Origin of the sequence: Salinivibrio sp. MA351 (assembly GCF_001996065.1) — a bacterium.
Lineage (GTDB): Bacteria > Pseudomonadota > Gammaproteobacteria > Enterobacterales > Vibrionaceae > Salinivibrio > Salinivibrio costicola.
Genome location: NZ_MUFG01000004.1, coordinates 126629 through 147716 on the forward strand (window position 1 = coordinate 126629; position 21088 = coordinate 147716).

At 48.5% G+C, this 21088-nt stretch carries 15 protein-coding genes; 8 read left to right on the forward strand and 7 right to left on the reverse strand.

All coding sequences use genetic code 11. From position 1 onward, the window contains the following. Positions 1 to 17 precede the first annotated feature (17 nt). Positions 18 to 2276, reverse strand: coding sequence for an ABC transporter permease subunit (locus tag BZG78_RS04295; RefSeq protein WP_077660466.1), 2259 nt, complete (start codon positions 2274 to 2276; stop codon positions 18 to 20). A gap of 470 nt (positions 2277 to 2746) precedes the next feature. On the opposite strand from BZG78_RS04295, the gene ppk1 reads away from it, so the two are divergent. Together ppk1 and ppx are read left to right on the forward strand one after the other, a co-directional pair. Then, positions 2747 to 4861 carry a polyphosphate kinase 1 gene (gene ppk1 / locus BZG78_RS04300; protein ID WP_077460253.1) on the forward strand — a complete coding sequence of 705 codons (2115 nt, stop codon included), beginning with the start codon at positions 2747 to 2749 and terminating at the stop codon, positions 4859 to 4861. Continuing rightward, positions 4836 to 6347 (forward strand): exopolyphosphatase, encoded by a 1512-nt coding sequence (gene ppx, locus BZG78_RS04305; RefSeq protein WP_077660467.1) that lies wholly within the window; start codon positions 4836 to 4838, stop codon positions 6345 to 6347. Before ppk1 ends, ppx begins: the two co-directional genes overlap by 26 nt. On the opposite strand, the gene BZG78_RS04310 is transcribed toward ppx, so the two are convergent. The 5 genes from BZG78_RS04310 to BZG78_RS04330 all read right to left on the reverse strand — a co-directional run bounded on the left by BZG78_RS04310 (position 6344) and on the right by BZG78_RS04330 (position 14548). After that, positions 6344 to 7297 carry a phosphate ABC transporter substrate-binding protein gene (locus BZG78_RS04310; protein ID WP_021022896.1) on the reverse strand — a complete coding sequence of 318 codons (954 nt, stop codon included), beginning with the start codon at positions 7295 to 7297 and terminating at the stop codon, positions 6344 to 6346. The two genes, ppx and BZG78_RS04310, sit on opposite strands and share 4 nt — an antisense overlap. Next, a complete protein-coding gene (gene phoR, locus BZG78_RS04315) occupies positions 7291 to 8586 on the reverse strand; it encodes a phosphate regulon sensor histidine kinase PhoR (RefSeq protein WP_077660468.1) in 1296 nt (431 codons plus the stop codon). Before phoR ends, BZG78_RS04310 begins: the two co-directional genes overlap by 7 nt. 38 nt (positions 8587 to 8624) lie before the next feature. Then, on the reverse strand, positions 8625 to 9314 hold the full coding sequence (gene phoB / locus BZG78_RS04320) for a phosphate regulon transcriptional regulator PhoB (RefSeq protein WP_021022894.1): 690 nt from the start codon (positions 9312 to 9314) through the stop codon (positions 8625 to 8627). Positions 9315 to 9421: 107 nt separating this feature from the next. Next, entirely contained in the window at positions 9422 to 13189 is a 3768-nt protein-coding gene (locus tag BZG78_RS04325; protein WP_077660469.1) for an AAA family ATPase, read from the reverse strand. Positions 13190 to 13192: 3 nt separating this feature from the next. After that, positions 13193 to 14548, reverse strand: coding sequence for an exonuclease SbcCD subunit D C-terminal domain-containing protein (locus tag BZG78_RS04330; RefSeq protein WP_242412981.1), 1356 nt, complete (start codon positions 14546 to 14548; stop codon positions 13193 to 13195). Positions 14549 to 14588: 40 nt separating this feature from the next. Between BZG78_RS04330 and rdgC the strand changes: the two genes are divergently transcribed. Both rdgC and yegQ read left to right on the forward strand, forming a co-directional pair. Beyond that, positions 14589 to 15497, forward strand: a complete 909-nt coding sequence (rdgC, locus tag BZG78_RS04335; protein ID WP_198532954.1) for a recombination-associated protein RdgC — start codon at positions 14589 to 14591, stop codon at positions 15495 to 15497. Positions 15498 to 15632: 135 nt separating this feature from the next. Further along, positions 15633 to 16979 (forward strand): tRNA 5-hydroxyuridine modification protein YegQ, encoded by a 1347-nt coding sequence (gene yegQ, locus BZG78_RS04340; protein ID WP_021022890.1) that lies wholly within the window; start codon positions 15633 to 15635, stop codon positions 16977 to 16979. A 164-nt stretch (positions 16980 to 17143) separates the two neighbouring features. Here yegQ and BZG78_RS04345 read toward each other — a convergent pair whose 3' ends face one another. Then, positions 17144 to 17455, reverse strand: a complete 312-nt coding sequence (locus tag BZG78_RS04345) for a hypothetical protein (RefSeq protein WP_077660471.1) — start codon at positions 17453 to 17455, stop codon at positions 17144 to 17146. A gap of 399 nt (positions 17456 to 17854) precedes the next feature. On the opposite strand from BZG78_RS04345, the gene BZG78_RS04350 reads away from it, so the two are divergent. From BZG78_RS04350 to BZG78_RS04365, 4 genes are all read left to right on the forward strand, one after another. Further along, entirely contained in the window at positions 17855 to 19264 is a 1410-nt protein-coding gene (locus BZG78_RS04350; RefSeq protein WP_131826067.1) for a hypothetical protein, read from the forward strand. 5 nt (positions 19265 to 19269) lie between these two features. Next, positions 19270 to 19698 carry a hypothetical protein gene (locus BZG78_RS04355; protein WP_131826068.1) on the forward strand — a complete coding sequence of 143 codons (429 nt, stop codon included), beginning with the start codon at positions 19270 to 19272 and terminating at the stop codon, positions 19696 to 19698. Between the two features lie 344 nt (positions 19699 to 20042). Continuing rightward, the gene (locus tag BZG78_RS04360) at positions 20043 to 20633 is read left to right on the forward strand and encodes a phage antirepressor N-terminal domain-containing protein (protein ID WP_077660474.1); all 591 of its coding nucleotides are present in this window, start codon (positions 20043 to 20045) and stop codon (positions 20631 to 20633) included. An 87-nt stretch (positions 20634 to 20720) separates the two neighbouring features. Further along, the coding region (locus BZG78_RS04365) for a hypothetical protein (protein WP_199877160.1) at positions 20721 to 21088 on the forward strand (368 nt) is incomplete at its 3' end.

Sequence of the window (21088 nt, forward strand, 5' to 3'; positions counted from 1 at the left end):
GCGCACTCTCATCTCAATTAAAGGTGACTGTATTTGTCGCGTAAACGCTGACGAACAAGTTCAGCCAACGTATTAAAGACAAAGGTGAAAACAAACAAAATAAACGCGGTTAAAAACAACACACGATAATGCGAGCTCCCCACTTCGGACTCTGGCATTTCGATCGCAATATTGGCCGACAAGGTCCGAAGCCCTTCGAGCAGGTTCCAATCCATAATCGGTGTATTCCCTGTGGCCATCAACACAATCATGGTTTCACCCACCGCGCGACCTAATCCCATCATCACCGCCGAGAATATCCCTGGGCTAGCGGTGAGCAACACAACCCGCATCAATGTTTGCCAATGCGTTGCCCCCAGTGCTAACGCACCTTGCTTTAGATGTGGCGGAACCGAAAAAATCGCATCTTCAGCAATCGAAAATATGGTGGGAACCACAGCAAAGCCCATCGCGATCCCAACCACTAAGGCATTACGTTGATCATAACCAATGCCTAGCTCGTAGGTAATGAATTGACGAGCATCGCCTCCCAGCCAAATCTGCTCAATCCAAGGCCCTAAAGACACGGCCATTGTCCCCACTAACAGCAACACCGGGATAATCACCAGTATTTGGGCATTATCCGGCAAGCGACGGCGAGCATAGCGGGGGATCATTCGCCAACAGGCGCTCAACCCCAGCAACACAAACGGGACCAGGATCAACAACATAAAGACGCTAGCAATATGTGCTTCAACCCAAGGGGCAAGCCATAAGCCGGCCAAAAAGCCAATGATCACCGTAGGTAATGCTTCAATCGTCTCAACCGTCGGTTTGACCCATCGCCTCAACCCTGATGACATAAAGTAAGCCGTATAAATAGCCGCACCAATGGCCATTGGCACCGCGAACAGTAAGGCAACCACGGCCACTTTTAGTGTGCCAAAGATCACCGGCACCACACTCAACTTTGCTTCAAAGCTATCGTCGGCCGATGTCGACTGCCACACATATTGCGGCGATGAGTATCCCTCGTACCACACTTTTTGCCATAAAGAATGGAGACTGACTTCAGGATGAGGATTATCCACCGCCAACCACTGCCACTGATTTTGTGTCACCGCCATCAAGGCGTTGGCGCGAGGAGCAAATGCCAGCGCCTCCGGGACCGAGGTAAACCGTTTATCAAAATGCCGCTGTTTTTCACTGGTCACATGTACCAAGCTCAGCTGCCCAGTATCATCCACGGTGGCCACGCTTTTACGATGTAACTCTGGCGCTATTATTTTTGCCCCAGCACCGGGCGAAAACGTACGCACGTTGGTCAATGACGGCTCACCACTTTTGAGGACATCAAACCATTGCGTCAAGTCACCATTTTGATGCTGCAATATTAACGAGCGTCCCCCCGCTAGCAGCGTCATATTAACCACCGAGCTATCGTTCACATGAGTGAGGTCTAGGCGTTCGCGCTTAATGGGCATGTCATTATTAACCTGCCAAACCGATAAAGTATGATGCTGACGGATAAATAACCGTTGTCCATCGCCCGACAATGCCAACTGATTGACTGGCGCGCTCAAAGGGAATGATGTTTTATGCTGGCCGCGGTAGATCATCAATTGATTATCGGCAGTCACAGCCGCCAACACAGGCGCTATCGGCTGGCCATGCAAGCTATCCGGTATCGCCAGGGCAATCTTATCCAGCGGCTGTCTATTCGCATCCACCGTTACGGGTCCACCAAACGCAGATATACGCGATAACTGCGGGATCACCGCATCACCGGCTTGGTCATCGTTGCCAAAGCGTAATTGCCAAACGCCCACTTCACCGGGAGCATTTTCCACTGCGATAAAAGGCGCCGTTGCTTGAGCCCAACTCATCGCAGGATCACTGAGGGTCGATAGCGCGCGTTGTAAGACAGTTTCAGCCTGCGGGAAAGTTGTCTTCTCTTGAGGCTGTTGGGGCTGTTGAGGCTGTTGAGGCATCGATGACTGACGAGGACGACGCGCTACCGTCAAGACGCCTGTCTCATCCAAGCTATAAACGAGTTGATTGCGATTATCAGCGCCAACAAACCGTGGCGCTCCAGGTGAAGAGACAGAAAAGCGTTCACTTAACGTCACACTGGCTTGATGAAATAGCGGAATCACGACAGTTAAAAGATAAAAAAATAGCAGCAACAAGGTCACTAATACCATCACACCACCAAAGCGCACTGCTTGACGCGTCAGTTTATCTTTTAAACGTCGCGCACGTTTGGTGTCAGAAAGTGATGGTGAGGAGTGGGTCATTTGCGCCTCTTATTTTAATCAAGCTCTTGATTGTATTTCATTACAATGACAATTTTGTGACAAATCGGCCCGCTATGATTATCCATATAAAAAAAGTGGATGATGGCTAATCATACTGCCGCTTGCGGGCTAACGCCTCGACACCGGGACGATGCGTTGCTGAGCGGTACGCAATAAATATGCAACAAACGGACTTTAGGCTGGCCCAAGTTGATATTGGGCACACTTTCGTGAGTTTACTGCCGTGAAGCATAGACAACACCTTGAACGACCTCAATAATTGTTTAAACAATCGTCTTAAGGATCACGCATGATGCATTTTGTTTTCACGTATCGACACACTGGATACGTTCCTACAAAGTGCAGCCAACATCAGCGTATTGTACAAAGCCCTTGAAAGGCTGTCTGACGCTTTAGCAGTCTTGCTTGACAGCCATCTTATTCAGTAGAACAGGATTTTCTCACACGCTATGACTTTAGACTCCCATCATGTCGACAAAGAACTGAGCTGGCTCTCCTTTAACGAGCGCGTACTGCAGGAAGCTGCGGACAAAAGCGTGCCGATTATCGAACGGGTTCGCTTTTTAGGTATTTTTTCATCCAATCTTGATGAATTTTATCAAGTACGATTTGCCGATGTGAAACGCCGTATCATTATTGATGAAGAGCGCGGAGTGGATAGTCACGCCAAGGAGTTACTCAGTAAAATTCAAGCGAAAGTGGTCAAGCTCAATCAAGATTTCGATCATCTATATAATGATATTTTGCTTGAGATGGCACGCCGCAATATCTTTTTGGTGAATGAGCGACAACTGTCGGAGCATCAAGCCCAATGGCTCAAACGCTATTTTCGTAGCAATATCTTGCCTTACATTACACCGATCATGCTCAATAAAGATGTCGATGTTTTAAGCTTTTTAAAAGACGCTTATTCCTATTTAGCGGTCGAGCTAAAAAAAGCCGGTGAAGAGCCAAAATATGCCTTAATTGAGATCCCAACCGACGATCTGGACCGGTTCGTCAAAGTGCCTGAGCCTAAAGGAAAGCGGCAGCGCAAAACCATTATCTTATTGGACAATATTATTCGACTCTGTGTTGATCAGATTTTCAGTGGTTTGTTCGATTACGATACCGTCGACGCTTATGCGATGAAAATGACGCGTGACGCCGAATACGATTTGACCAACGAAGTCGAACATAGCCTGCTCGAAAATATGTCAGAAAGCTTGGACCAACGCTTAACCGCCCTGCCTGTTCGGTTTGTGTATCAGCGTGATATGCCACCTGAAATGGTGAACAAACTCATCCAAGTTTTAAAGATTTCTGATTATGACAGTGTGCTACCCGGGGCGCGCTATCATAACTTTCGTGATTTTATCGGCTTTCCCAATGTGGGACGCCAGTATCTAGAAAACGCACCGCTTCCGCCTTTCGAGAGTGCCGATTTTCAATTGCAAAACAATGCGTTTCGGGCCATACGTGAACGCGACATACTGTTGTACTACCCCTATCATACCTTTCGGCATATGACCGAGCTGGTGCGACAAGCATCGTTTGACCCTAAAGTGCGTAGCATTCGGATCAACGTGTATCGCGTGGCAAAGAACTCGCGGATTATCAATTCAATGATTGATGCTGCCAATAACGGTAAGCGCGTCACTGTGGTGGTTGAACTTCAGGCACGATTTGATGAAGAGGCCAATATCGAGTGGTCACGGGTACTGACCGACGCAGGGGTCAAAGTGGTATTCGGCACGCCAGGGCTAAAAATTCACTCCAAGCTGTGCTTGATATCTCGCCGCGAAGATGGCGAACTTCGCGATTATGGCCATATTGGTACCGGAAACTTTCATGAAAAAACGGCACGAATCTATACTGACTTTGCGCTTTTTACCGCCGATCAACAACTCACCTCAGAGATCCGAAAAGTTTTCGACTTTATCGAGAACCCTTATCGCCCAGTAAAGTTTAACCACCTGATTGTGTCGCCGCGTAACTCACGCCGCCGAATGTGTAAATTGATCGAGCGCGAGATTGAACATGCGCGCGCAAAACGCAAAGCTGGCATTACGCTTAAAGTCAATAACCTCGTTGATAGAGGCTTAGTTAATCTCTTATACAAAGCCAGCAATGAAGGGGTCAAAATTCGAATTATTGTCCGCGGCATGTGCTCGCTCGTGCCGGGCGTAAAAGGGGTGAGTCAAAACATCAAGGCGATCAGTATTGTGGACCGCTTTCTCGAGCATCCACGTGTATTTGCCTTTGAAAATGGCGGTGAACGTGATATCTATATTTCATCTGCCGATTGGATGACCCGAAATATTGATAATCGTATTGAAGTGGGGGCACCCATTCGCGATCCAAGACTCAAAGATCGCATCATGGCAATCTTGGAAATTCAATTTGCCGATCGCGCCAAAGCACGAGTCATCGACAAAGCCATGTCTAACGCCTATGTTAAACGCGGTAACAAGAAAAAGATCCGCTCACAAGTCGAGATCTATGATTACCTCAAACACATAGAACGCCAAGCACTCAAACACGCGGAAAAGTTGCAACATGACACACCCCCAGTCAAAGGATAAACCGCGCGAGATTGCTGCGGTTGATCTCGGCTCCAACAGTTTCCACATGGTCGTCGCACGCGTCGTCGGTGAAGGGCTTCAAATCGTCAGCCGCCATAAACAGCGCGTTCGTCTGGCTGCGGGGCTAGACAGCCACCATTGTCTTAGCGATGAAGCGATTGATCGAGGCGTGGAATGTTTAGCCATGTTCGCTGAGCGCCTCAACGGTATTGACGTGGATAACATCCGCATTGCCGCGACCCACACGTTACGCCAATCTCGTAATATCGAGACGTTTATCCAGCGAGCGAATCAAGTTTTCCCTTACCCAATAGAAGTTATTTCGGGTGAGGAAGAAGCGCGTTTGATTTACATGGGCGTGTCACACACCCAACAAAATATCGGCCGCAAACTCGTCATCGATATTGGTGGCGGCAGCACAGAGTTAGTCATTGGTGATAACTTTGACCCCCTGCTGGTTAATAGTAAACGCATGGGCTGTGTGAGCTATAATGAACAGTTTTTCCCCAAAGGGGCCATTAGCTCAAAGCAATTTGCGGCCGCTCAGCTCGCCACTCGGCAAAAACTAGAGAGTCTCGCAAGCCAATATCGCCAAGCAGGCTGGCAAGTGGCTTTAGGGGCTTCAGGAACGGTGAAAGCGATTCGTGAGGTCATCATCGGCTTGGGTGACGACGATGGCATAATCACCCGCAAACGCCTGGATAGTTTGATTGAAACGCTACTGACATTTAAAACCAGTGAGAGCATCAATTTGCCAGGCTTATCAGCCGATAGGCAACCTGTGTTTGCTGCGGGTGTGGCTATCTTGTCGGGGATATTTGATGCGTTAGCCATCGAGTCACTGCGCTTTTCCGACGGGGCACTGCGTGAAGGTTTACTCTATGAGATGGAAGATCGTTTTCAGCGTACGGATATCCGCGGCCGCACCACAGATGACATGGCGGCTCGCTACAATATCGATCTGAGTCATGCTCGACGTGTACAGCAAACGGCGGCCCACTTTTATGCGCAAGCAGAACCGGATAAAGGCAGTAAAAAGTCCGAGCTCGCCGGATTGCTCAACTGGGCAGCACTGCTCCATGAAGTTGGCCTGAGCATTGGCTATCCGGGTTATCACAAACATTCAGCCTATATTTTACACCACACCAATTTGCCGGGTTTTAATCAAGAGCAGCAGACAGTGCTCGCGACATTGGCACGCTTTCACCGAAAGGCGCTAAAGCTCAGTGAGATGCCCAAGTTTACTTTGTTTAAGCCGAAACTGATTGAAACCCTAATTTGCGCATTACGCTTAGCCTGTGTGTTGCACTCCCAACGTAACGACCAGCCACTACCTGATATCGCACTGAATGTGGATAAAAAAGGAACATGGCAGCTCGATTTCCCTGCAAGGTGGCTCCAAGATAACCGCTTATTAGCCGCCGATCTTGAAGCCGAAAAACAATACTGGCAATCCGTAAACTGGGCGTTGACCTGTAACGACTAATCCAATCCCAGCGCCTGTCGCTGTGCGTGTACCGTTTCTGCCGGCAATGGAATATATCCTTGCTGGCTGACGGCTTTTTGTCCTTGCTTAGAGAGAATATATCGCATAAATGCGGCATCTAAAGGCGCAAGCGGTTGATGCGGCGCTTTGTTGATATATAAATAGAGATGTCGAGTAAGTGGGTACTTACCTTCTCGAATCGCCCTGTCACTAGGGATAACGGCTTTATCGCCATGACGAGAAATCGCAAGCATACGGGCGCCCGAGGCTTGATGACCGATCCCTGCATAACCGATAGCATGGAGTGAAGAAGCCACCGACTGTACCACCGACGCCGAACCGGGCTGCTCATTCACATCGGCACGAAAATCGCCACGACACAGGGCTGATTGCTTAAAATAACCATAGGTGCCAGAGACCGAATTTCGGCCAAACAACTGTAAATCACGATGCTGCCAGCGGCCGGTTAAGCCCAGCTGCCCCCAGGTTGTAATAGGGTCACTCGCACCGCACCACAGCGTTCTGGAAAAGAGCGCGTCAAGCTGTTGAAAACTGATAGTACGAAGTGGATTATCTTGATGGACATAGACGGCCATCGCGTCAATCGCAACTGGGACTGCGGTTGGGGGGTAACCGAACCGCGCTTGAAAGGCGTTTTCCTCACTGACACGCATCGCGCGGCTCATTGGCCCAAGTTGCGCAGTGCCCTCCACCAGCGCGGGCGCCGCCGATGCCGAGCCAGGGGTCTGCAACTGCACATTGACGCCCGGATGCAAGCGCTTAAATCCGCCTGTCCACGCCGCCATAAGATTACCGAGCGTATCAGAGCCCACAGAGCTTAAGTTGCCGGATATGCCGCTGGTACGTTGGTAATCCGGTAAAGGATGGGTTTGGCTTAACGCATCCAGACTCCATACGAGACAAACAAACAAGATAACGCGTTTTAACATGCGAGCCGCTCCGGCAACGTGAATGCAAACGTGCTACCTATCCCGACTTCGCTTTTAATATCCAGTTCAGCATCATGGTGGCTCAACGCGTGTTTAACTATCGCAAGCCCTAGCCCACTGCCACCGGTTTCTCGCGATCGCGCTTTGTCGACACGATAAAATCGCTCAGTCAATCGGTCTAAATGTTGTGGCGGAATGCCTTCACCACTGTCGATAACCTCTAAGCGCGGGCCTTTTTTCGAACGATACCAACGCACCTGGATCTCTGCCTGTGCGGGGGTGTGTTTCACCGCATTATAAACAAGGTTTGAGATCGCACTGCGCAGCTGATCATCATTGCCGCGGACTTTCAACGCCGTGTCGACGTCAAAGGTAAGTACATGCTCACTGTTACCACTTAATGCCTGAGCCTCTTTTTGCAGCACATCGAGCATCGCGGGAACATCAACATGATGATCGAGATCGGGCTTGGCTGCAGCTTCAATTTTAGACAGCGTAAGCAGTTGCTCAACCAAGGATTCCATCCGAGATAATTGCTCTGTCATCACACCATGCGCTTTTGGCCACATGGGTCCAACAAGCATATCCGGATCTTCCGTCATTTCTAAGTAACCACGCAATACCGTCATTGGTGTGCGCAGCTCGTGCGAAACGTTGGCGAAAAAGTTACGTCGCATACCTTCCAGTTGCTTTAACTGCGTGATATCACGCACCACCATCAAATATTCGCCTTCCGCGTAGGGCATGGTCCGAAATTCAAGTGTGCGAGCGCTATTCAGATGAGAGCGCATTTCCAGCGCCATATCGTAATTGGCATTGGCGATATAACTGACAAATTCCGGTGCGCGGATCAAGTTACTAATATGCTGGCCGTTATCATCCGGCATGCGCAAGCCAAGTAGCTCCTGAGCAAGTTTGTTACACCAGACAATGGCGCCATCGCGCTCAAATACCACCACCGCATCGGGCAAAGACTCCGCGCCATTACGAAAACGGCGAATTAAGTTAGCAAGCTCTTTGCGACGCCGGCGGTTACGCTTTTGTAAGCGATAAATACCGTTAAATAAAGGCTCCCACGATCCCGTACCGGATGGAGGCGTTAAGCTCTTGTCTTTCCATAACCAGTCAGACAGCTTTATTTGCTGGTGCAAGTGCCACAATAGCATCGCTACGGTGGCGCCGAGTAATAACCAAGGTAGGCCGCCAAACAATCCACCCACTACGAGCCAAGGTAAATAAAAAAAAGCCAGCTCCCAGGCTAGCTTCTTCCAAGACAGTCGTTCGACCATTATATCTCCATATCGCCTCACCCCTTTAAAGGGATGTTCTAGCTACGTGTTGAGAAGCGATACCCCGCCCCACGTACGGTTTGTACTAACTTAGCATGTCCACCCGCCTCTAACACCTTTCTCAGGCGACGAATATGCACATCAACCGTTCTATCTTCAACGTAAACATTGGTGCCCCAAACATTGTTAAGCAGCTGTTCACGGCTATAGACACGCTCTTGGTGAGTCATAAAAAAATGTAGAAGTTTGAACTCGGTTGGCCCCATATCAAGGGGATCATCATTCGCTGTAACACGGTGTGAAACCGGGTCGAGTTTTAAACCTTGCACTTCAATCACATCTTCCAACGTAGTCGGTGAGACACGCCGCATGACCGCTTTCAGTCGTGCGATTAACTCTTTCGGTGAGAAAGGCTTGGTGATGTAATCATCGGCACCCACTTCAAGGCCTCGAACTTTATCTTCTTCTTCGCCCCGAGCGGTCAGCATCACCACTGGGATTTGGCGCGTAAGCTCTTCACGCTTCAAATGTTTAATCAAGTTGAGTCCAGATCCACCAGGTAACATCCAATCCATGAGGATCATTTCTGGGTAAGGCTCGCATATTTGCGCCAGCGCTGAGTCGTAGTCTTCTGCCTCAACCGTTTGATAGCCTTTTTGCTCTAAGACAAAACAAAGCATCTCGCGAATGGGGGCTTCGTCTTCAACAACGAGAATCCGTCTAACCATGATAATTACCTAGTGTTATCATTTAACTGGCGCCATTATGTGCATTTATTATGACATTTTTGTGACCCGGCGCGAGCAAATTTCGCGTTGTGTGAACAGGCTGTGACCTAGCCAACACCTTGCTGTGTGACTAGGACGCGGCTAGCGCCTCCACCTTGACTATCGACGCGCACTTGCGCACCGATGCGCTCAACCAGTGTGCCTACATGGGAAATGACCCCAATTTGCCGCCCGTCGGCTTGCAAGGTGTCTAAACAGGCCAACGCCATTTCCAGGCTTTCCGGATCCAGTGTGCCAAAGCCCTCGTCTATGAATAAGGAGCCAAGTTGACGTGTATCCGCTGCTAATGATGCCAGCGCAAGCGCCAGTGACAAAGAGACCAGAAAGCTTTCACCGCCAGATAAGGACTCAACACTGCGTACTTCATCGCCCATATCATGATCAACGACTTGCAACGCCAGTAAGCTATCGGGCACGGTTTGTAACGCATAACGAGGCGATAATGAGGCCAAATGCTCATTGGCAATCTCGACCAGCTGCGCCAGCGTCAGCGATTGTGCGAGATTACGGAATTTAGCTCCGCTGGCCGAGCCAATTAAATCGGCCAGTTTTAACCACTGCTCCGTTTGGCTACGCTGCGCGTCAATTTTCTCGGTCAGCGATCCGGCCTGCTGTTTGGCTTTCTCTGATTCGGTTAATTGGTGACGCAAGGTAAACAGCTGCTGCTCGGCGTCTTCTAACGCGTGTTGCCAGGCATCGTGCTGGGCGGTCAACGCGGCATCATCATCCGGTAGCTGCTGATCATCAAACCACACTTGCGCCGCGGCAATCGCCTGCTGGCAATGGGTTAATTGTTGCTGACGTTCGTCTAAGCGCGTGTTAGCTTCTTGGTAAGCCGCTTCTACTTCACTGATCGCTTCCCGCTCACTGGCTCGCCAGGTTTCAGAGTAAGATAAAGCTTGGAGGATGTCGTATTGATGCATGGCTAGTGTCGGTTGCCATTGGATCCAACGTCGAACACTGGCGCGATACTGTTGCGCAGCCTCTTGCTGTTGTTGGCGCAAGGTTTGCTGACGTGCCTGTACCCCTGCCCGCTTTTCACTGGCTTGGCTATAGGCTTGCTCAGCCTGCGTACGTTTAGTCTTTTGCGCCTCAATTGCTGATTTATACGCCTGTTCAAGCGCCGCCAAGTCCGGATCGGGGATCAACGCCTGACGCGCCGCGCTGCGCTGTTGATGCGCTTGCGCCAGATTCACTAATTGTGCTTGCCGTGCCTGCGTATCCTCTGACAGACTCTGACACTGCTGGGTTAATGACGCTAACTCGGTCTCTATCTGTTGTTTTTGCGTGGCAAGCGATGTTTTTTCGTCCTGCAGCGCACGATAGCCCTGAATTTTTTGCTCCATCTGGCGGATATAACGTGCGGCGCCCACCTGTTGCAGGCTTGTGAGCCACTGTCCGGCACCGAGTTGCTGATCAAGCGCTTGGCTCACGCGCGTCAGCTGTTCGTGTTGTTGCTGCCACTGTTCATCAATGGCGTTCAGCCGGGTCTCACACTCAGTCAATGACTGATCCAGTTGATGTCGGCGCGCAACAAGCTGTTCTCGTGCGTGTTGTAAATCACTCAACGCGGCATCCATTTGCTGAATTTGCGCTAACTGGTGTTGACGTGCAGTGATCGCCTGATAACAAGCGTGATAGTCGCTGTCGGTTTGTTTTGCGTGCACCTCTATCTCGCTCAACGTCTCATCGAGGGGTTGTTCAGGCGCCAACTGCCACCCAAGCGCTACCATTGCGTCGCGTAGCCCGCGCTCATACTGCTGCCGCTCAGCCTGCCACACCAAGCCCTGCTCACGTAGTTCGGCACAGGCATGCTGGCTGTGTTGATGCTGTTTTTGCCAGTAATAGTATTCGGCGTTATGTTGATTATAAGAGGCTTGCAACGCATCGACACGCGACTGTTGCTGCGCGATCATGCCTTCAATTGCCGGTGCGTGATGCAAGTAAGGATGCTCAGTTGCCCCACATAACGGACACGGATCGCCCTCTTTCAGCGCTTGACGAAGATCGTCTAACTCGACAACAGCCATTGCTTGTTGCAAGCTATGTTGCGCTTCATCAACCTGGGCCTGTTCACGGGTCAGCGTCTCTTTAAGTCGGTCTAAATGCGTTTGGCTGTCGCGATAAATCGCTTCATGCTTTTCAAACTCTACATGGTTATGCTGGCAGCGTTCTTGCCAATATTGCCAATTTTGCGCCTCATGGAGCAGTGACTCTTGTTGCCGTTTTTGATGCTGAAGCTTGGCATAACGTGCTTGGTCGGCTTCTTGTGCCGCGAACAAGGCTTCAGGGTTTGCCGCCTGACGCTTGGTTTTCAATTGCACGCTGCTGTCATCGACCTGCGCAATATCTTGGTCAATTTTCTCTCGTTGTGGTGCCCACAGCTGACGTTGGCGGTAACGCGTTTGATATTCTTCTTGTAACGCGGTCAGGGTATCTTGGCAGTCTAAGTATTGGCGAAGATTGTCGAATACTGGCTGATAATGCTCAGCAATATGCGAAAAGTCCCCGTAACGCGCAATCTCCTGCTCTAATGTGTGCGCTCGCTGCGTCTGTTGTTGAGATTTTTCACGCGTTTGCGTGAGTGTTTGCTGGGCATGCCGGTACTTTTGCTGTTGTGCATTCAGCGCCATATTTTGCTCATGCATTTGGCTGTCTAATCCTGCCAACTGCGTATCTAGCTGCTGCGCCTCACGTATTTTAGGTTCGATATCAGCCCAAGCTTGCTCCGCTTCCGTGACCCCTCGGTTAGCGTCTTGCCAGTGCGCGGCTTGCACCTCATAATCGTCGGCTATCGCTCGCTCTTCGCGCGCCAAGTGAATAAGATCCTGCGTTAATGCCTGCTGCTGCCATTGACGTGTTTGCACAGCCTGCCAATCGTCTCTGGCCACTTGCACGCGCGCAATGTCATCCAGTTTTTGCCGCCGCGCCGCCACCCCTTTTCGCGCGTCACTGGCTTCATCCAAGGCTTTTTGGGCAGCGGCGAGCCCTTGTTCCGCCTGCGCCAAATGCGTGTGCTGCTGGCGATAATCATTCAGTTTTTTTAATTGCCGTTGCTGCGTTTGAATCTGCTGCTGACACGTTTGTTGCGCTTGGTGCAGTTGTTGCTCTTCGTCATCACTGAGTATGTTAATATCCCCAAGCTGTTGGGTGAGCTGATCCAGCGCGTTTTTTTCTTCACGCGCACGCTCATGCGCCATTTGCGACAAACGGCTGTAGATTTCCGTGCCTGTCATACGTTCAAGCAACGCCGCTCTGTCATCTGCCGAGGCTTTTAGAAACGCAGCAAAATCCCCCTGCGGTAACATTACCGCACGGCGGAATTGCTCATAACTGAGCCCCACTAGACGCTCTATCTCGCTCAGCACTTCTTGTTTTTTGCCCGCAATACGCTGGTCTGTGGTCAGGTTTTGTAACCAGTGCTCACTGGCTTGGATCCGACCGTCTGCTTTTCCTCGCGCGCGACGCACCGACCAATGTGCACGCCAGCGGCTGCCATCATGAGCAAGAAAGTCGACTTCGGCATAACCTTCGCCTTTGCCTCGAGACAAAATACTCCGAACGTCATTGGCTTTAACTCGGGTTGCCGGGTCGCCCAAACCAATATCGGCATCGTGTTTTTTATTGGATTGAAAACGCGGGATCTTATCGTAGAGCGCCAAACAAATCGCATCCAAAAGCGTCGATTTTCCTGCGCCCGTTTTCCCCGTGATGGCAAACAAACCGCTATCACCGAGTGGGCCTTGGGAGAAGTCCAACGCAAACGGGTATTGAATACTGGCTAAATTCTCGCCACGCAATGCCAGAATTTTCATTATTTATTGGTCCTCGTCCTGTTCCAATTGCTCCAATAAGTGAGAAAACGTCGCCGATAACGCCTCATCCGGTTCACCTTGGTATTTTTGCTGCCAGCCATGACGCAATACCTGAAACGGTTCTACGTCGGAAAGGTGTTGCTGGCGAAAGCCCGTATCTTGAGACGTCTCACGATAATGCGGCGTAATCTTTGCCAGACGCACAGGTTTGTCCTCAAGCACGGCTAAAATCTTCTCGCGTAACATCGGCTGTGGTTTATCTAACAGCACAGGCACATCGAGTAAGGGCTGCTGAGCGAGCGGCAAATCTTGCGGCACCAACGCTGCCAAGCTCGCTAACACAGTGTCAAGTGGCGAAGCTTTTTCTGGCACCCGCCAGAGATCCACGGCACGCGGGACAATGTGAGGCGTCACACTCTGCAGTTGGTTACCTTCTAATGTAACGGCCAACACTTGATGCCGATAATGGCGCTCTGACAGTGATAGGGGAAGCGGTGAGCCGCAATAACGAATCCGTGTTTGTTTGGCGACTTGCTGAGCTAAATGCAAATGCCCAAGCGCGACATAGGCCACATCGTCACTGAAAATATCAGCGGGCAGCGCATGCTGATTACCACCTAGAATACGCCGCTCTGACATCTCAGATAATTCACCACTGGCCATATATACATGCCCCATCGCGATCAATGCTTGCATCCCTTTGCACTTAGCGCGCGCCGCTTGTTCGGTTTGCTGATAAACCTGCCTAACCCCTTCGATGAGACGATCATCCTCTTCTCCCAACCCTTCAGTACGCAAATCACCACTGCGTAAAAAAGGCACCGCGAGTATCCATGCTGCCGTCTCGCCACTGTTATCAGTGATCGGTACCATCATACGCTCGGTGTCTAAACGCCCATCATTATCGCGGGCAATGGCACCAATTAAGTGTAAATCAAAGGCTTTTAGAAGCTCATGTGGGGCGTCGAGTTTGCTAGGTGAATCATGATTTCCCCCGGTGATCACCACATTTAAATGGGGCAACGCTTTTGCTATATCGGCTAAAAAGCGATACAACATCCGCCATGCGCTTGCCGGTGGATTCGCCGTATCAAACACATCACCGGCCACTAACAATGCATCGGCTTGCTCATCAATGAGACATTGCTTGAGCCAATCGAGAAAGACTTGATGTTCATATTGACGATCGTAACCGTGAAGCTGATGACCAAGGTGCCAGTCGGAGGTATGAATGATTTTTAACACAGCTGGGGTAATCCATTTTATTTGAGCGTTCGGCAAGTGCATCTCGCACAACACGCGAGTAGGGTTAAATTCTACGCTAATTGCAGCGACATTCGAGAGTGAATGCAATACCATGTTGCCTTTCTCACAACAGGATGGATAAAGCCTCGCCATGATTTGGTTTAAGAATTTACTCGTCTATCGTCTCACCCGTGATATTCCTCTCGATCCCGCTCAGTTGGAAAGCCAGCTGAAAGAATTCGATTTTACCCCGTGTGGCAGCCAAGACATGCAAAAATTTGGCTGGGATCATGCGTTGGGTAAACACGGCGATATGCTCACCCATATCAGCGGTAACAATATTCTGATCCGCGCTCGCAAAGAAGAAAAGCTCTTACCTGCCTCGGTCATTAAAGATGCCTTGGAAGAAAAAGTGGACGCTATGGAGCAAGCGCAGGGTCAACGCTTGAAAAAGCGCGAGAAAGACAGCTTAAAAGACGATGTGGTCATGGAACTATTACCACGCGCGTTTACTCGCCAAAGCCAGATGTGTGCGCTGATTATGGCCGATAAAGGCTTGATCCTCGTTGATGCGGCAAGCATTAAAAAAGGGGAAGAGCTGCTCGCCCTATTACGTAAATCGATTGGCAGTTTGCCCGTGGTGCCGGTTGAAACGGAAACACCAACCGAGCAAGCGATGACAGAATGGGTCAAGCAAGGCCAAGCCCCACAAGGCTTCCACCTCGGTGATGAGGCCGAGCTTAAAGCGCTACTCGAAGAAGGTGGGGTAATCAAATGTAAGCAGCAAGATCTCACCAGTGATGAGATCCAAGCGCACCTTGAGGCAGACAAACAAGTCACTAAGTTATCGATGGATTGGCAAGAGCAAGTTCACTTCGTTCTTGGCGACGACCTTAGCCTAAAGCGGCTCAAATTCTCAGAGGAAATCCGCGATCAAAACGCCGATATTGACCGCGAAGATATCGCTGCTCGCCTTGATGCAGATTTATCACTCATGTGTGGTGAGCTCGACACCTTACTCGATGGCATATTTACCGCGCTAGGCGGACTGAAAACCGACTAATCCTTTACCGCATTAACCCTTACAAAGATTAGGTAAATTCGGCTGGTAGTGTGGGCAATGTCACAGTAAAATGGCGCCCACACTCACCTTCAACGTGAAGGTGCCTGACTTACACTCAGACTCAAGCTTGGAATTATGTTGACGCCAGAATTACTCTCTCCCGCCGGTAGCCTAAAGAACATGCGCTACGCGTTTGCCTACGGGGCTGACGCTGTTTACGCCGGTCAACCACGCTATAGCCTGCGTGTGCGCAACAATGAATTTAACCACGACAACCTAAAAATTGGGATCGACGAAGCCCATGCGCAGGGAAAAAGATTCTACGTGGTTTGCAACATTCAGCCGCACAACGCAAAGCTTAAAACCTTTATTCGTGATCTTAAACCTATCATTGATATGGGTCCGGATGCGCTGATCATGTCGGATCCTGGCCTTATCATGATGGTCCGCGAACATTTTCCTGATATGCCGATTCATCTTTCCGTGCAAGCTAATGCGATTAACTGGGCCACGGTTAAGTTTTGGCAACAACAAGGCATTGAGCGTGTGATCTTATCGCGTGAATTATCACTGGAAGAGATCGAAGACATCCGCCAACACTGCCCTGAAATGGAGCTTGAGGTGTTTGTTCACGGTGCGCTCTGTATGGCGTATTCTGGTCGTTGTTTGCTATCAGGCTATATTAATAAGCGCGATCCAAACCAAGGTACCTGCACCAATGCTTGCCGCTGGGACTACAAAGTCCATCAAGGCAAAGAAGACGATGCTGGCCAGGTGGTACAAGTTCAAGAAGTGACTCCCACACTTGGTAAAGGCGAGCCGGTTGATGACGTAGTATTGCTCGAAGAAGGTGGACGTCCCGGTGAGTTAATGGCGGCATACGAAGATGAGCACGGCACCTACATCATGAACTCAAAAGACTTGCGCGCCATTCAGCACGTTGAACGGCTTACGCAAATGGGCGTTCATTCGCTCAAAATCGAAGGCCGTACTAAGTCGTTCTATTACTGCGCACGCACAGCACAGGTGTATCGCCAAGCCATTGATGATGCCGTGGCCGGTAAACCATTCGATGAGAGCCTGATGAATACCCTCGAGAACCTTGCACACCGAGGCTATACCGAAGGCTTTTTGCGCCGTCATACCCACGATAGCTATCAAAACTACGACTATGGTTACTCGATTTCTGAGCAGCAGCAATTTGTCGGCGAATTCACTGGCAAGCGTCGAGGCGATCTGGCCGAAGTGGAAGTGAAGAATAAATTTATGCTCGGTGACAGCATGGAGCTAATGACGCCACGCGGCAATGTGCATTTCACCTTAGAGGCGATGGAAAACCGCAAATCAGAAGCGATCGACGATGCCAAAGGCAGCGGCCATTTCGTGTTTATTCCCGTGCCCGCTGATATGGATCTAGAGTACGCGCTACTGATGCGTAACCTACAATCAGGCCAAGATACGCGTAACCCATCGGGTAAGTAATATGGCACTACTCATCACCGATAAATGCATAAACTGCGACATGTGTGAATATGTGATTTTTATTGCTATATAACAATCACTTATTAATTTGTGTTACTCGGCGTGTACCACTTTGCGCCGCGTAACACAAAATAAGGGGGTAATTTCCTGCTTCACAATCACCGCTAAAGCAAAGCTCCCCAGTCAGTTGCTCCCTTAGACACTAACCTAAATTCTTTAAGTTTCAGTAGAGCATCTACCGATTTAATAAGAAAGCCTAACGCTGGATAAAATTCATTGCTTACCGACACACTGCAAGACGTAGGCATTTCTCGGACGCCTGACGTATCGAACCACGTTCTCTCTAAAACCTGTTCGTTTTTACCTTCAGCTTCTGGCACATAAACAGCCACTGACTCAATAAGCAATTCATGATCCTGTAAAAACGTGATGGAAGTGCGTATATCAATGCGCTTGCCGAAAGCCTCTAGCTGCATGCTCGATGGGTGTCTGTATAGGGCATTACGACGGTGATACTCTGTTCATCTAGCGCCGTTGTGTTTGGCTTTGAGTAAAATGCATCGACCACACTGATGATTTTTTTATAGTCACGCTGAGCTGTTTTGTACCGCATTGAGCGTTCGGGAATATAAGACATAACCTTGCTCCTTTTGATGTTGAATAGTGATAATTGCGTGTACAAGGCCAGCCTATCGCTACCTTATCCCTAACGTCGTTATAGTGATCGCTTTTCTCACACCGAAGCGCTATCAACAAAAAACACAGTAATTTTATTGTGAGAGGTATGGAGCAACAATGTGCATCAAAAATTGCAGGATGCGGGCTTAACGCGTAGATTTTGTAATAGCTTCAAAGATAATAGAAGGGAATATATCATGGATCCAATCACTAACTTAGTTGTTCGTGATTATGAAAGGTTTAGGTTGCAGACAGCCCAGTATAATCACGGAGGCTTGTATACTGATGGTGAAAACTTCTACGCTCTTATCGGTGATGCCGCTGATACCCGCGAATCTCCCGATTCTTTAATCGACACCTATAATCATTACAGAACCGTAACAGTCCCTCCTGCAATTATTATCTCTGAATTAAATGAATCCTTAGAAAAAATCCCTACCAGAGGCCAGCTTGAAATAATAAACCATAAAGGTGAGTCATTTTTATATGACGAGGTAACAAACTATTTAAACCGTTACGTACCTAAGAAATACCAACCTTTCCATTTCGACTATTCATTCGCAACCCAAGAGTTCGAGTTGATAACAAGAACCCCTCTTAGTTTGGAAGATAAAGAGGAAATAGAGCTAACCCTTTCCTCGATTGGTTTTGATGGATATAAGTATATTTTCTCTCATAATGAAACCATACCAGACTACCCTGGCAAAACTACACTCCAACCGAACAGAAAAGATAATTTAATTTTATCCGCAAGCAGCTTCATCAAGAAACAATTTACCAAGCCTATGCTCGAGCTTTATGAAGAAGATGAAGAGTTCTGGTTAGAGAATAGACATAGTGTGTTCACTGGTGATAATAATTTAAAAAGGGAAGACTATCTACCAGAGTCTTTTTTAGGCAGTGAGACTAGATGCTTCATTGATGCTTCAGTGTTTCCTAGAGATAATTTGCGAATATATCTATCTCTATATGAAATAGTTATTATAGCACTACCGTTTAACATGGAGCCAGAGCAATTTTATACGATGTTACGCATAGAAGCTTTTGAGTTCAAAGAATTAATAAAAAGAAAAAGACTTCTATTCGTAATTCCACAGAACCTATCTAGATATAGTCAAAGGCTTCTACTAGAGATAATAAACACTCGGCCCGAATCAGTGATTTTTTCAAGGAGATTAACAGCGGCATCACTGGAAAAAATCCAAGAGAAATCACAACTATTAGGTAAGACTTTTTCCAGTGATGAACAATACCAATTTCTTCATTTGTGCTATAAAAGCAAAAACAGGTGGCTAGAGATTATCGCCAACAGTCTTGCCAAGCAATGGGAGGTAGGCCCTCAATTAATAGAAAGAGATGGTGCTGTATCCGTTTATTATATGGGCGCATCTACCCTAGCTGTTAACACCTTAAAAGAGAGAGAAAAGGACTTTACACTGGAACTTAGCTCTGCAGCCATCAGCCTTGAGTACTCCTTGGGCTTAGGCGCACACCATCTACCTTTCGACCAGCCTGAATACTCCGAAATAAAGGCATGCGAGATAATTAGTAACTTTTATAATGGCTTTAATGCTAAAAAAAACTTTTTTTGCGTGAATCAAAGATAGAAGGCTTGGTTGATGGAATATTCACAATCAATAATGACATGGGCATTTTAGAATTGGATGACGTTATTTCTGAGATAAACATGAGGGATATTCCTAAAATAGCAAGAAACTACGCCAACCTTAAAAAAAGCGAAAGATATGAAAGAATTTATGTTTTAAACAAAGAAATACGAAGAGTGGAGAGCAATAGCAATTATCTTTCTAAGATTAACCTTCTTGGTTATGCTCTACCTCCAACGCTCGAGTTGATGGGGGTTCAAGGCGCTGCTTACTACTCTCTTGCCGGTTTTCTCTTGAACGCATTACCTCTATACGCAAAAAAAAGATTTATGAATAATAAAATATATCAGTCCATCTCTGCAGCACCCCATAGAGTTTCTCGAGATACAATAATAATTAGAAATGTCAGAAATGCAGTTTCAAGAATAAAATGATTGATTGGCTCTGAACTGCATGTAAAGCCGAAATGAAAGCATAGTTGCACTCCTGCAAGTCTTTCATACACTGAAAGCTCACTGGCAAAATCCAGTGGCAGGATTGGTCCCCCGTGAACTAGAGCTAGGTCTCATTGCACAAAGGATGTATAAAAACATCCAGCTTTCATGCTGGTTTTTTTATGCATGTAGTTCAGCACATCAGAATTATGGTGGGCTGGTTGAGGCAGCTTCGGCTGGCCGTTTACAAGGTAGCGGTATGACCAACCTCGATCAGTTCACCACCCAATGATTGGTCACATTGAGTGGTGAGTTATACAAATCACTACCTTGTGGAGGCAATCATGCCTAATCAAATTACAGTTCCTTTCTACGGTTCTAAATTGCTTATTGTTGAGCACAACGGTGAGCCCTTCACTCCGATGAAACCAGTTGTCGAAGGCATAGGTTTAGCTTGGCAGTCACAGCTAGCAAAGCTAAGTAACAACCCTAAACGTTGGACTGTCACGAAAATCGTTACAGTTGCAGATGATGGTCGCCAACGTTCATTGACATGTCTACCGCTCCGTAAACTCTTTGGCTGGCTGCAAACCCTCTCCCCTAACAAAGTAAAACCCAGCATTCGTGACCGCGTGATCCGCTACCAAAACGAATGCGATGATGTGCTATGGCAATATTGGGCCGCAGAAAGCCGTCAGCCCGCTCCACAAGAAATAGAGCCACCGCACCAAGCGCGGCTACTGATGGTGATGGACAGGGGCTACGTCGTAAGCAATCAATTGGTGGAGAACGATGCCGTGGTTGTCTCACGCGGGCAAATTCCCGCCCTGCTGCGTGAGCCGGGTTATTTTAGCGTGGCCGAGCTTAAAGCCATTGCCGAAACCTCGCTTGATAAAATCGCCGAATTGGCCGAGTACACCGAGCAGCAGTTTTAGCCTTGCATTAAAAGTGCGACAAACGGGCATGACTTTGCGGTCATGCCCGTTTACCATTTAGGTGTTTTATTAAGGAATTAATAACCAATGCATAAGCCGAGCCGTCTTAAAAGTGCGTACAACGAAGTCATGGGGAAGCTGGCTTTAAACCCAGACGTGTCCGTTACCCGCTTATTTGCCTTCAAACTCGCATTAGGGGTTGGGTTAGTAGGAGCTATCATCTCAACGTCAGTGCTCATTTACTACTCAAACCTACAATTAGATTTGACGTACAAGGGGTTCAACCACTTTTTTGTCGTCTTTAAATTCCCCGTTAGCGTACTTGCCGCCATGCTTTCAGTAATTGGTTTGATTGCACTGGCTCATCGTTCGGAGCAATCCGCAAGGCAGATCCAACAGTCTGCAAAGCAGATTAAACTTTCAGAGTCACAGAATAATTTTACCAACTATTATAA

Bases quoted from the DNA above. Each gene is read 5' to 3' on its own strand.
- ppk1 (WP_077460253.1), top strand. From the start codon at position 2,747: ATGACTTTAGACTCCCATCATGTCGACAAAGAACTGAGCTGGCTCTCC.
- BZG78_RS04360 (WP_077660474.1), top strand. From the start codon at position 20,043: ATGCCTAATCAAATTACAGTTCCTTTCTACGGTTCTAAATTGCTTATT.
- ppx (WP_077660467.1), top strand. From the start codon at position 4,836: ATGACACACCCCCAGTCAAAGGATAAACCGCGCGAGATTGCTGCGGTT.
- yegQ (WP_021022890.1), top strand. From the start codon at position 15,633: ATGTTGACGCCAGAATTACTCTCTCCCGCCGGTAGCCTAAAGAACATG.
- BZG78_RS04345 (WP_077660471.1), bottom strand. From the start codon at position 17,455: ATGCAGCTAGAGGCTTTCGGCAAGCGCATTGATATACGCACTTCCATC.
- BZG78_RS04330 (WP_242412981.1), bottom strand. From the start codon at position 14,548: ATGGTATTGCATTCACTCTCGAATGTCGCTGCAATTAGCGTAGAATTT.
- phoB (WP_021022894.1), bottom strand. From the start codon at position 9,314: ATGGTTAGACGGATTCTCGTTGTTGAAGACGAAGCCCCCATTCGCGAG.
- phoR (WP_077660468.1), bottom strand. From the start codon at position 8,586: ATGGTCGAACGACTGTCTTGGAAGAAGCTAGCCTGGGAGCTGGCTTTT.
- BZG78_RS04295 (WP_077660466.1), bottom strand. From the start codon at position 2,276: ATGACCCACTCCTCACCATCACTTTCTGACACCAAACGTGCGCGACGT.
- BZG78_RS04350 (WP_131826067.1), top strand. From the start codon at position 17,855: ATGGATCCAATCACTAACTTAGTTGTTCGTGATTATGAAAGGTTTAGG.
- BZG78_RS04310 (WP_021022896.1), bottom strand. From the start codon at position 7,297: ATGTTAAAACGCGTTATCTTGTTTGTTTGTCTCGTATGGAGTCTGGAT.
- BZG78_RS04325 (WP_077660469.1), bottom strand. From the start codon at position 13,189: ATGAAAATTCTGGCATTGCGTGGCGAGAATTTAGCCAGTATTCAATAC.